11 protein-coding genes are annotated in these 12,480 nt (G+C 58.5%); 10 read left to right on the forward strand and 1 reads right to left on the reverse strand.

Going from position 1 to position 12,480, the window contains the following annotated elements; genetic code table 11:
* Window positions 1–2 precede the first annotated feature (2 nt).
* The 6 genes from ABVT36_RS09205 (at window position 3) to ABVT36_RS09230 (ending at window position 4,164) form a co-directional block, all read left to right on the forward strand.
* Complete coding sequence (locus ABVT36_RS09205; protein WP_367150765.1) at window positions 3–284, forward strand: YcgL domain-containing protein; 282 nt, start codon at window positions 3–5, stop codon at window positions 282–284.
* A gap of 8 nt (window positions 285–292) precedes the next feature.
* Window positions 293–748, forward strand: coding sequence for a YcgN family cysteine cluster protein (locus tag ABVT36_RS09210; RefSeq protein WP_367150731.1), 456 nt, complete (start codon window positions 293–295; stop codon window positions 746–748).
* A 16-nt stretch (window positions 749–764) separates the two neighbouring features.
* Window positions 765–1,145, forward strand: a complete 381-nt coding sequence (locus tag ABVT36_RS09215) for a hypothetical protein (RefSeq protein WP_368456301.1) — start codon at window positions 765–767, stop codon at window positions 1,143–1,145.
* A gap of 168 nt (window positions 1,146–1,313) precedes the next feature.
* Complete coding sequence (locus ABVT36_RS09220; protein WP_368456302.1) at window positions 1,314–2,012, forward strand: YEATS-associated helix-containing protein; 699 nt, start codon at window positions 1,314–1,316, stop codon at window positions 2,010–2,012.
* Window positions 2,013–2,125: 113 nt separating this feature from the next.
* A complete protein-coding gene (locus ABVT36_RS09225) occupies window positions 2,126–2,971 on the forward strand; it encodes an AAA family ATPase (protein ID WP_368456303.1) in 846 nt (281 codons plus the stop codon).
* Between the two features lie 11 nt (window positions 2,972–2,982).
* Complete coding sequence (locus ABVT36_RS09230) at window positions 2,983–4,164, forward strand: VWA domain-containing protein (RefSeq protein ID WP_368456304.1); 1,182 nt, start codon at window positions 2,983–2,985, stop codon at window positions 4,162–4,164.
* Between the two features lie 174 nt (window positions 4,165–4,338).
* Here ABVT36_RS09230 and ABVT36_RS09235 read toward each other — a convergent pair whose 3' ends face one another.
* Window positions 4,339–5,820: a peptide MFS transporter gene (locus tag ABVT36_RS09235; RefSeq protein WP_368456305.1), complete on the reverse strand. Its 1,482-nt coding sequence runs from the start codon at window positions 5,818–5,820 to the stop codon at window positions 4,339–4,341.
* A gap of 163 nt (window positions 5,821–5,983) precedes the next feature.
* On the opposite strand from ABVT36_RS09235, the gene hrpA reads away from it, so the two are divergent.
* The 4 genes from hrpA (at window position 5,984) to ABVT36_RS09255 (ending at window position 12,372) form a co-directional block, all read left to right on the forward strand.
* On the forward strand, window positions 5,984–9,904 hold the full coding sequence (hrpA, locus tag ABVT36_RS09240) for an ATP-dependent RNA helicase HrpA (RefSeq protein ID WP_368456306.1): 3,921 nt from the start codon (window positions 5,984–5,986) through the stop codon (window positions 9,902–9,904).
* 385 nt (window positions 9,905–10,289) lie between these two features.
* A complete protein-coding gene (locus ABVT36_RS09245) occupies window positions 10,290–10,628 on the forward strand; it encodes a hypothetical protein (RefSeq protein ID WP_368456307.1) in 339 nt (112 codons plus the stop codon).
* Window positions 10,629–10,718: 90 nt separating this feature from the next.
* A complete protein-coding gene (locus tag ABVT36_RS09250; RefSeq protein ID WP_368456308.1) occupies window positions 10,719–11,594 on the forward strand; it encodes a DUF692 domain-containing protein in 876 nt (291 codons plus the stop codon).
* Window positions 11,575–12,372, forward strand: coding sequence for a DUF2063 domain-containing protein (locus ABVT36_RS09255; protein WP_368456309.1), 798 nt, complete (start codon window positions 11,575–11,577; stop codon window positions 12,370–12,372). The genes ABVT36_RS09250 and ABVT36_RS09255 overlap by 20 nt, the downstream gene beginning before the upstream one ends.
* Window positions 12,373–12,480: the final 108 nt, after the last annotated feature.

The raw sequence follows: 12,480 nt of genomic DNA on the forward strand, positions 1-12,480 counted from the left end.
CGATGATTTGTGACATCTACCGCAGTGCCTGTGAGAGTGAAATGTATCTTTACGTCGCCAAGCGTGATGGTATGTCCCGGGTGCCGGATCAATTGCTCGCGCTGTTTGGACAGCCCCGGCATGTGATGACACTATTGCTCACAGCGGAAAAGCCGCTGGCCCGCGCCGATGCCGGCAAGGTACTGGATGAAATCGCACAACGGGGTTTTTACCTGCAGATGCCCCCGCAAGCGGACAGTGCAATGAGTGCTATTGCGGTGCAGAACAGCAAGTTGCAACACTGAGCGAGCTGATGCAGCAGAAACCTTTTTGGCAGCGCAAATCGCTGCAGCAGATGACCGGGGCGGAGTGGGAGTCGCTGTGCGATGGCTGCGGACGCTGCTGCGTACACCGGCTTGAGGATGAGGACAGTGGGCAGGTTTACACCACCAATGTGGCATGCCGGCTGCTCGATACCCACAGCTGCCAGTGTGGTGACTATGCCCACCGAAGACAAAGGGTGCCGGACTGCATCCAACTACAGGGGCGGGATCTGGCGGCTCTGGACTGGCTGCCAGCAACCTGTGCCTATCGCACTCTGGCGGAGGGCCGTCAGTTGGCAGACTGGCATCCGCTGGTTTCCGGAAGTCCGGAGTCCGTGCACCAGGCCGGGATATCGGTGCGCGGCTGTGTCGTCAGTGAAGACCTGGTGCACCCGGAAGATTTAGAACAACACCTGATCACCTGGGTGGGTGATGATGAACAATAAAACAGCGAAATAGGATATGGCCGAAGAATTCAGATTCGCCTGGATGGTTTATAGTGCTGGAACACTGGTGTTATTACTGGCGGGCTGGTGGTTTATGCGCAACTGGAGCTGGGCCTGGCTGCGCTGGCTGATACTGGCGGTCACCGCCGCCGCCCTGCTCGCACCGACCCGCTGGGGGGAACCGGATACCCCTGTGATGCCGGTGTTGCCGCTGTTCGTCTATCAAACCCTGTTTGATCAGAATGGGGCAACCCCGGAAGTAACCGCCAGCCTGGTAATCGCCAGTGGCGGTGCAGCCTTGCTGGTTATCCTGTCGGGCCTGGGCCTTGTGCTCATCCGTCGCCTCCGCGCGCGCAGACGCGAGCGCGACGAGGATCCCTACCTAAACGTCCGTTAGCGCTGTGTGTCTGTGACGGCGCAAAGGCGCCGTTTTTGCTTTGCCTGGTCTCTATTGGCTGTGTCAGCTGCTATATCTATAAAGCTGAGCACACCCCTTGCGCAGCCTGGACTAAAATAGAAAAACGCGCCAATACATCTTCTGGCAGTGCACGGCAAAGGAACACGGATGCTCGACCACCTGCTTATCTTGACCGCGGTGATGCTGGTATCAGGGACTCTGGGCGGCCTGGTGAACTACTACCAGATGCTGTTTACCGAGGAGGATCCGGCCGGCCTGGCCCGATGCCTGATCATGGGACTCTGCGGCGCTCTGATGGTGCCGGTTTTACTCAAATTCACCCGCAGCGATCTGTTGCTGGAGATTCAGGGTGACCCCTCTCGCCTGCTGTTGTTTACCGGATACTGTCTGCTGGCGGCTATTGCCTCCCGCGTATTTGTGTTTCACGCCGCCCGCCGGCAGCTGCGTGACGCCAGTATTGCCAGGGCCCGGGTTGAGAATCTGGAGCGGGAACTGCGCACCCTGCAGTTGGAGATGGTGCCCCTGCTGGAGCATGAAATCGAGGGCGACCCGGATTCCGGGCCTGCGCTCGACTTCAACCAGATCCGCAAGCTGGACGACAATGCCCTCCATGTCCTGCGCCTGCTGAACGGCGGTGACTGTGTGTTCCGCTCCCTTCCCGGTATGGTGCGGGAGGGGGGAATGGAAACCAATTCCGGCGCCCGTGCCCTCAACAGCCTGCTGGTGCTGGAAATGGTGGGCAAAATCCACAGTCACCTGGGTATCCGCTGGTATATCACCGACAAGGGGCGCCAGGTCCTCTACCGTCGCAGTGCCCAGCCGGTCGCCAACCGGGTCAGCAACTGAACCCGCACCCCATGCTGTTTATGGGCAAGCCTTCGTCGCCAATTTGTCATTGATCTGTGCCCCGCCTCCTATACCATCCTCGCTATCAGTGAAACTGCAGGATGGAAGCCAAGATGAAATTTACCGGCACCGACAGTTACGTTGCTACTGACGATTTGCAGATGGCCGTCAATGCTGCAGTTACCTTGCAGCGTCCCCTGTTGATCAAGGGGGAGCCCGGAACCGGCAAGACCCTGTTGGCGGGAGAGGTGGCGCGCAGCCTGGGCCTGAAACTGGTGCAGTGGCATATCAAGTCCACCACCAAAGCCCAGCAGGGGCTTTACGAATACGATGCGGTGTCGCGGCTGCGCGACTCCCAGTTGGGTGTCGAGCGCGTACAGGACATCGGCAATTACATTAAACGCGGCAAACTCTGGGAGGCATTCACCGCGGATGAGCGGGTGGTGTTGCTGATTGATGAGATTGACAAGGCGGATATCGAGTTTCCCAACGACCTGTTGGTGGAACTGGACCGTATGGAATTTTTTGTATACGAAACCGGCCAGACGGTAACCGCCCGGCAGCGCCCCATCGTAATTATCACCTCCAACAATGAAAAAGAACTTCCGGACGCATTCCTGCGCCGCTGTTTCTTTCACTACATCAGCTTTCCCCACAGGGACGCTATGCGACAAATCGTGGAAGTGCACTATCCGGGCATCAAGCAGCAATTGGTGAACGAGGCGATGGATATTTTCTTCCAGTTGCGGGAGGTTCCCGGGCTCAAGAAAAAACCGTCTACATCCGAACTGATCGACTGGTTGAAACTGCTGCTGGCGGATGATATTCCCGAGGAGGTATTGAAGAATCGCGACAACAGCAATGCGATACCCCCCTTGTGTGGTGCCCTGCTGAAGAATGAGCAGGACGTCCATATGCTGGAGCGTCTCGCATTTATGGTGCGCAGGGAAAGCCGCTGAGCGGTACCGCCATGCTGATCGGATTTTTCCTCAACCTGCGGCGCTATCAACTGCCCGTGTCCATTACCGAGCTATTGGCACTGCTGGGGGCTTTGCAGCAGCGATTGGTGTTTGCCGATGTAGAGGACTTTTATTTCCTGGCCCGTACCTGCCTGGTCAAAGACGAAAAACACTTTGACAAGTTTGACCGCGCATTCGATACCTATTTCAGGGACCTGGAAAGCCTGGATGATATCGTCGAACAGCTGATTCCCGAGGACTGGTTACGGGCCGAGTTTCTAAACCAGCTCAGTGAAGAGGACAAGGCCGGGATAAACAGTCTGGGCGGGCTGGAAAAACTGCTGGAGGAATTTCAACAGAGGCTGAAACAGCAGCAAAAACGCCACAGTGGCGGCAACCGCTGGGTCGGCACTGCCGGCACCAGTCCTTTTGGCAACAGCGGCTACCACCCCGGGGGTATCCGCGTCGGCGGAAGTAGCCGCAACCGCTCGGCGGTAAAGGTCTGGCAGCGGCGCCAGTTCCGTAATCTGGATGACAAAGTCGCTCTGGGCAGCCGCAATATCCAGGTGGCACTGCGCAAGTTGCGCAAGTTCGCCCGCACGGGTGCGGCGCAGGAACTGGATCTGAGCGACACCATTTCCGCCACCGCGCGCAATGGGGGGCTGTTGGATATCCGTATGGTGCCGGAGCGTCACAATGCCATCAAAGTACTGATTTTTTTCGATGTCGGTGGATCCATGGATCCCTATGTGCGGGTGTGTGAGGAGCTGTTTTCCGCCTGTCGCTCAGAGTTCAAGCATCTGGATTATTTTTATTTCCACAATTTTATTTACGAGCATGTGTGGCGGGATAACCAGCGCCGTCACCGGGAGACAGTGTCTTTGCCGGAGGTGCTGCGTACCTACAGCAGGGATTACAAGGTGATATTCGTCGGCGATGCCTCAATGGCGCCCTATGAGATCACCAGCCGTTACGGCAGCGCCGAACACATGAATGAAGAAGCGGGTGCGGCCTGGATGGAGAGAGTGACCGGCACCTACGGCAATCTGGTATGGCTGAATCCGGTTGCGGAGGAGTACTGGCCCCTCACGGCCAGCATCGGCCTGACACAACGCCTGGTCGGTGGTCACATGTATCCCATGACCCCGGAAGGTTTGGACCGCGCTATTGCCCGCCTGGTAAAAGGCCGCTGATACCTCGGCAGCTCCCGCCAGTTTGTTGAAAAAGCCTTTGCTCGACCTGTGCCGCACAAATGCACAGCCGCTCTACTACAAATCCAACACTCGCACGCTTGATTATTGGCCCGAACATCCCTGTCCAGCTTGGCTGTCAAAAATAGTTTCATCAACAGCATGCTGAACCAGTGTTCACTGGTTGCCACTGAAGTGTTTTGGGGGGGTGCCGTCGTGATCGGCGGTGATGGCGATTTCCTCCTGCGCGGTGGGGCCAAACTCTGCATGGGCTTCCTCTGCGCCGTGCATCCAGTCCACCAGCTTCTCGCGGATCAGAAACAGAATGATACCGGCACCGATCGCCGCGATCGCTACGCCACCAAAGGTGGCCAGTGGACCTGCCTCGCCCACCAGCTTGCCTATTTCCGCGGCGCCTTTGTTGGCGATACCAATAAAGGCGAACCACAATCCCATCATCAGCGACAGGTAGCGGAGAGGCGACAGTTTGGTAACCATCGACAGGCCTATGGGCGACAGGCAGAGTTCGCCAATAGTGTGAAAGATATAGGCCAGTACCAGCCACCAAAGGCTGGCCTTGGTGGTTTCCGCAGGACCTATCTGCAGCGCCGCCCCCACCATGAACACAAAACCCAAACCGAGGAAGATCAGACCAAAGCTGAACTTGGCTGGCGAGTTGGGTTCCCGGTCCCCAAGTCCTATCCAGATACTGGCGATCACTGGTGCCAGAATGATGATGAATAGCGGATTGACCATCTGTAGCCAGCTGGCGGGAATCTCCCAGCCCATGACGTTGAGATCCGTGTTGTACTTGGCGAACAGGTTCATGGAGCCAGCGGCCTGTTCGAATCCGGCCCAGAAAATCACCGTGAAGATTCCGAGAATCAGGATCACTTTGATGCGGTCCCGCTCTTCCGGCGTCAGGGGTGCGTGTCTGTCCTCCAGGTTCTGTTGCAGCCCCAGCTTGGCCGAGGGCTTGGTGCCCACCGCGCCCAACAGACGGTTTGCCTGGGTCATCTGCAGCAACAGGCCCAGCGCCATGCCCAGGCCGGCGACGAAAAATGCCAGCTGGTAGTTGACCTTCTCGCCGATCCAGCCGATCACCAGGTAGCCCAGGATGGAGCCCAGGTTAATACCCATGTAGAAAATGGTAAAAGCCGTGTCCCGCCGCTTGTCACCCTCCTCGTAGAGGTCGCCCACCATGGTGGAGATGTTGGGTTTGAAGAAGCCATTGCCGAGAATCATCAGTGCCAGCCCCAGCCACAACAGATAGATCTCGCGGCCATCGGGCAGCCAGGCGTGGGGAAAAGCCAGCGCGAACTGGCCCAGCATCATCAGAGTGCCACCGACCATGATACAGCGGCGCTGGCCCCAGACATTGTCCGCCATCCAGCCGCCGAGTATCGGTGTCAGGTAAACCAGCATGGCATACCAGCCCAGATAACTGAGCGCCTTGGACTGCAGCTCCACGTCGGACAACTGCTCCCAGCCGAATACCGCCGCGGTTGTTGCGGACGTCAGGTAGAAGACGAAGATGCCCCGCATCCCGTAGTAACTCAGGCGTTCCCACATCTCGGTGCCGAACAACAGGAAGAGGCCTTTTGGGTGACCAAGTGCTTCCCCAGCTGTGGCCGGGGGTTTGGGTTTCAGATCTTGCATGGAGGCTTCCTTCGGACAAACAAACTGCGGCAATGAATGGCCGTGATGGCGGATGAGACTACCACCATTTAGTGTAGTTCAGCGCCAAGACCTGGAGTTGGCAACACTGTGCAGTGATTCTGCGCTGGGTATAATCCCCGCTTTGTAGAGTTGTTCCCGAATCATGAGTCACGCCGAAAACCAGAAGTTGTTGGATACCGCCGCCGGGCAGATAGCCACCTGCATGGCGCGGGACCGGCAGCGGCTGCGCAAGGTGATTGCCAGCGCCCGCCGGAGGTTGCGGGAGGGCAGGCCCGTGGACCGGTTGCAGGCTCAGCTGCGAGAGCAGCTGGCCGCCTCCCAGGCCCTGGCAGCTGAGCGCCGCGCAAAACTGCCGGAGGTAACCTGGCCGGAGGAGTTGCCGGTGGTGGCGCGGCGGGAAGGGATCGCGAGTTTGATAGAAGCCCACCAAGTGGTGGTCGTGGCTGGTGAAACAGGTTCCGGCAAGACCACCCAGCTGCCCAAGATCTGCCTGCAACTGGGGCGGGGGATCTTTGGACAGATAGGGCACACTCAGCCGCGGCGTATCGCCGCGCGCACAGTGGCGAACCGTATCGCCGAGGAGTTGCGGCAACCCCTGGGGCAGGCGGTGGGCTATCAGGTCCGGTTCACCGATCACGGCGACGAATACACCCATATCAAGCTGATGACCGACGGGATACTGCTGGCAGAAATTCAGCGCGACCCGTTGCTGACCAGGTACGACACGCTGATTGTCGATGAGGCCCACGAGCGCAGCCTGAATATCGACTTTCTGCTGGGCTACCTGAAAGTGGTGCTGCCAAAGCGCCCGGATCTCAAACTGATCATCACTTCCGCTACCATTGATGTGGAAAAATTTTCCCGGCATTTTGATGATGCGCCCATCATCGAGGTATCCGGCCGCACCTACCCGGTGGACATTCACTACCGGCCGCCAGTCGACTCCGATGCTGACTTGGGCGAGCAGCTGGTTACTGCGGTCGAGGAACTGCTGCGCGAAGAAAAAAACAGCGGTCGCCGCGGAGGCGACATTCTGGCGTTTATGAGCGGTGAGCGCGAGATTCGCGAATGCGCCAAGGCGCTGCGGGATGCCGATATCCCACAGCTGGAAATCCTGCCGCTGTATGCGCGGCTGAGCCTCGCCGAGCAGAGCCGGGTGTTTCGCGCACACCGCGGCCGGCGCCTGGTACTGGCCACCAACGTGGCCGAGACTTCCATCACCGTCCCCGGCATCCGCTACGTGATAGACCCGGGCACAGCGCGCATCAGCCGCTACAGCTACCGCAACAAAATCCAGCGTTTGCCGGTCGAACCTGTTTCCCAGGCCAGTGCCAATCAGCGGGCCGGGCGCTGCGGGCGTGTCAGTGCCGGCATTTGTGTGCGGCTTTATGAGCAGAGTGATTTTGAACAGCGGCCCGAGTTTACCGATGCGGAAATCCTGCGCACCAACCTCGCCGCCGTCATCCTGCAGATGCTGCAGTTGCGTATTGGCGATATTCGACAGTTTCCATTCGTAGACCCGCCGGATGAGCGGCTTATCAACGACGGCTACAAGCTGCTGCAGGAATTGCAGTCCGTAACCGGGGGGGGGGCAGTGACCCCACTGGGGCGGTCCCTGTCGCGCCTGCCGGTGGATCCCCGCCTGGGAAGGATGCTGCTGGCCGCAGCGGAACTGGGCAGCTTGCGCGAAGTGCTGATTATCGCCAGTGCCCTGGCGGTGCAGGACCCCCGCGAGCGCCCGGCGGAGAAGCGCCAGGCTGCGGATGAGAAGCACCGCCAGTGGCGCCACGAACAATCCGATTTTCTCTCTTTCGTGCAGCTCTGGGATACGTTTGAGGAGCGGCGCCAGGAACTGAGTCAGAACCAGTTGCGCAAATGGTGCCAAAAAAACTTCCTCGCCTGGTTGCGCATGCGGGAGTGGAGGGATATTCATCACCAGCTGCGCGTCGCCTGCCGGGCGCTTAAGCTGTGCGAAAACGCTGATCCGGCAGATTACGCCACCGTACACAGGGCCTTGGTGCCGGGATTGATCGGCAATATTGGTGCGCGTGACGAAAACAGGGAATTTATCGGTTGCCGCAACCGGCGTTTCCATATATTTCCCGGGTCCGGGCAGTTCAAGAAGCCGCCACACTGGGTGGTATCGGCGCAGTTGTTGGAGACCAGCCGCCTGTTTGCCCACACAGTAGCGAAAGTCGAACCCGACTGGGTTCTGGCGGCGGCGGAGCATCTGGTCAAACGGCATTATTTTGAGCCTCACTACGATGCCCGCGCGGGCCAGGTAATGGCGTTCGAGAAAATCTCCCTCTACGGCCTGGTGCTGGCGGAGAAACGCCGTATCCACTACGGCAAGCTGGACCCGGATACCGCGCGGGAGGTGTTTATTCGCCAGGCACTGGTGGAAAGACGCTATCGCGGCAAGGGGCAGTTTTTCCGTCACTATTGTGAACTGCTCTGTGAACTGGAGGCGCTGGAGGCCAAGTCCCGCCGGCGGGATATCCTGGTGGATGACGAGGTGGTGTTCCGCTTCTTTGATGAGCGACTGCCGATGGGGGTCGTCAACCTCGCCGGTTTCGAGCACTGGCGCAAACAGGCCGAACAGCGGGACCCGAAGCTGTTGTACCTCCCGCGGGAACTGCTGATGCAACAGAGTGCCGACCACCTGGGAGAGGCGCAGTTCCCGGATCTGTTGCAAACGGGGGGAATCGAATTTCCCCTGAAGTACCATTTTGAACCGGGTAGCATCAATGACGGGGTGAGTATCCTGGTGCCGGTGGGGGCATTGCATCAGGTGCCCGCAGAGCGACTATCGTGGCTGGTGCCCGGGCTGCTGCGGGACAAATGCATCGCCCTGATCAAGGCGTTGCCCAAGCAGTGGCGCAAATACTTTGTGCCGGTACCGGCGGCCGTAGACCGGGCGCTACCCCGCCTGCGGCCGGATGGCACCCCCCTGTGGCAATCCCTGGCGCTGGAGTTGAAGCGGCAGACGGCACGGGAACTGCCGGATTCCGCCTGGGAGAGCGCCGAGCGGGGATTGGAGGATTTTTACCGTATCAATATCCAGGTGCTTGATGAAGGCGGTGAGTTGCTGGATCAGGGGCGCACACTGTCTGCGCTGCAGGAGCGCTATCGCGACCGGGTGCAGCGGCAGTTGGCAACCGCCGGCGATGACTTTGAGCGCGACGGCATCACCCGCTGGGACTTCGGGGACCTGCCGGAAACCTATAGCCTGCAGCAGGGTGCCCTGCGGGTTCGCGCCTACCCGGCGCTGATCGAGTCGGGAGACACAGTCGCACTCAAATTGCTCGACAATCCCGATGATGCGCGCCGGCAGTCCCGCGCAGGAATCTGCCGGCTGGCACTGCTGCACCTGCCCGAGCAGGTCAAATACTTGCGCAAAGAGCTGCTGCGGGGCAGGGAATTGGGCCTGAGTGCTGCAGATCTGGGCCGTCGCGAAGAAGTGGCAGACGACATTATGCTGGCGGCCGCGCGCGAGCTGTTCTGGCCGGACGAGCAGTGGCCCCGCAGCCTGGCCGAATTTGAAGCGGCGTTGCAGAAACGAAGCGAACTGGTGGCTGTTGCGCAGACCATGGCCGACCTGCTCATCAAGGCACTGGCGCTGCTGGTGCCACTGCGAAAACAGCTAAAACAGCAGAGGAATCTGGCACTGGCCATGGCTGTGGGCGATATACAGCAGCAGTTGGCGGGCCTCTTCTACCGCGGATGTATTTTTGATACGCCGCTCGAATGGCAGCGGCAGTTGGGACGTTACCTGAAGGCCATCAGCCTGCGACTGGAGAAGGCGGCGCTGGACCCCAATCGCGATCGCCGCCTGCAGGCGGAGTTTTACCAGCCCGCCGAGACTTATCTCGCCCTGCTCGACCGGCACAGCCCCCGGCTATTGGCCGCAGACCCGGCCCTGCGCCGCTACCGCTGGATGCTGGAGGAATTTCGCGTGTCGCTGTTTGCCCAGTCGCTGAAAACTTTGGCGCCCGTTTCCGCCAAACGACTCCAAAAGCAGTGGCAGGAAATTCAGCAAAGCAAGCCGGCTGGGGCCTGTTGACACTAAGACATGCTGAGCCGAGCTGCCATTTTCTGCCGCATCGTGGGGGTATCCCGGGGCTTAGGGTCAGCGCGGTCAACATGAATAGCCTGCTTGTTTTGGTCAATTCTGCGTTTAGAGCCTGCTTCTATCCTGCTGAAGCCTCCCTTTGTCTCACTGAGCGTCAACAAAACTGCTGAGGTAATGTAACAATCCTGTTTCGTTGTCGACTAACTTGGCGAGATCCCACATGCGTACAGTGCTTCCGTACCGGGGTAAGGTGTTACGCCAGTGGTCTCGCAACGTAACCGTCAATCCCCCGGCGATGTTATACTCCTGGGACGGCGGCATCTCGCGCCGTTGGATTGCTTGTTTGTGTAGTTAGGGTATCAATAGGAGACTTTATATGACTAAAAAGAATCTACCTCTCGTGGCAGCAGTGGGCGCGGCTTTCTTGACTTCCGCTTCTATGAGTGTCGCAGCGGCCAATGCCAACCCCTTTGCCGCCGATGAATTATCTTCCGGTTACAACCTTGCCATGAGCGGGCACGGCTCGGCTGACAAGGATAAGGAAGGTAAGTGCGGCGAAGGCAAATGCGGCGAAGAAGGCAAAAAGAAGGAAGGTAAGTGCGGCGAAGGCAAGTGCGGCGAAGGTAAGAAAAAGGAAGGTAAGTGCGGCGAAGGCAAATGCGGCGAAGGTAAGAAAAAGGAAGGTAAGTGCGGCGAAGGCAAGTGCGGCGGATAATAACCGCATAGACCCCTGCGTGGGGGTGAGGTGTCCATCTGTCGCTTCCACCCCTGCGCCCGCCAGTTACAATCCCCGCCGACAATTCCTATGAGCAAATTCAAGACCGAAGACAAAACTTTGCAAGACCACCCCGTATCCGGTGCCGGCCTGGGCTTGCGGCGCTCGATGATGGGTGAGGATATCTCCACTGACCAGGTCGATTTCCTGGAGGTTGCTCCGGAAAACTGGATTGGTGTGGGTGGCCGTTACGGCCGCTGGTTTCGCGAATACACCGAGCGCTTCCCATTCGTTCTGCATGGCCTGTCACTGTCAATCGGTTCCCCGGCTCCCCTCGATCTGGAGCTGGTGCGCTCTATCAAGCAATTTATGCGGGAGCACCAGATACTTTGCTACAGCGAGCATCTGAGTTACTGCTCGGATCACGGTCACCTGTACGACCTGTTGCCGATTCCCTTTACGGCGGAGGCCGTGTCCTATGTGGCCGAACGCATCCGCAGAGTACAGGATGAGCTGGGCCAGCGTATAGCGATGGAAAATGTATCCTACTATGCGGCGCCCGCACAGGAATTGTCCGAGCTGGAATTTCTTACTGCAGTACTGGATGAGGCGGACTGTGGTTTGCTGCTGGACGTCAACAATATTTATGTGAATTCCATTAACCACAGCTACGATCCGGTGGCGTTTTTGCGTGGGCTGCCCAGTGAGCGCATTCTCTATGCCCATATCGCAGGCCATTACGACGAAGCGGAAGATCTCAAGGTGGATACTCACGGCACCTCAGTGATCGACCCGGTATGGCAGCTGCTGGAAGAGGCCTACGCAGTGCACGGATCGGTTCCGACTCTGCTGGAGCGGGACTTCAATATCCCTCCTTTGCCCGATCTGTTATCCGAAGTGAATCGTATCAAGGAAGTACAGGCGGATGCCGTGACAGAGGTGGTTTATGCCCGCAATCACCGGTAAAGCGCATCGGGAGGCGGTTGGGCGCCCGGGTGATTTTAAGCAGGCACAACGGGAATTTGCCGCGCATTTGCGGGCACCCGACGAAAAGCCGGCACCGACCGACATTGAAGATCGCCGGCTGGGCATCTACCGGGACCTGATATACAACAACATTGAGAACTTCGTCGCCAGCGGCTTCCCGATTCTTCGCAGTATATACAGCGATCCGGACTGGCATGCGATGGTGCGCGATTTCGTGCACCGCCATGCCTCTGAGAGCCCCTACTTTCTGCAAATCAGCGAGGAATTTCTGCACTACCTGCAATCGGAGCGCGACCCCCAACCCTGCGATCCGCCATTTTTACTGGAGCTTGCCCATTACGAATGGGTGGAGCTGGCCCTGGATGTCAGCGATGCGGAGTTTCCTGCGGATCTTTCCTCGCAGGGAGATATCCTCGATAGCATACTGGTAGTGTCACCACTGGTATGGAGTTTGAACTATCGTTTTCCCGTGCATCAGCTCGGGCCCTCTTTTCAGCCCAAAGAAGCACCTGAGCAGGCCACTTTTCTGTTGGTCTACCGCAACCGAAAGGATAAGGTAGGCTTTATGGAAGCCAATGCAGTTACGGCCAGGCTGCTGCAACTGGCCCGTGCTGAGGAGCTGAGCGGAAGAGAGCTCATAGAGGCGGTCGGTCGGGAGATGCAACACCCGGATCCGGAGGCACTGCTGGGATTTGGCCGCGATCTGCTGGAAAAACTAATGGCTCTCGATATTATTGCCGGACTGAACGCACGATAACAGGTACGACCGCCTACATTGCCAGCTTAAAATATGGCCCTCTAAGGGCGGCTGCGGCCGGCGATGCTCGTGAACACACTATCCCAATTGATCGTTCAAGGTTCCGAT

The sequence above is a fragment of the Microbulbifer sp. TYP-18 genome, assembly GCF_040932045.1.
Lineage (GTDB): Bacteria > Pseudomonadota > Gammaproteobacteria > Pseudomonadales > Cellvibrionaceae > Microbulbifer.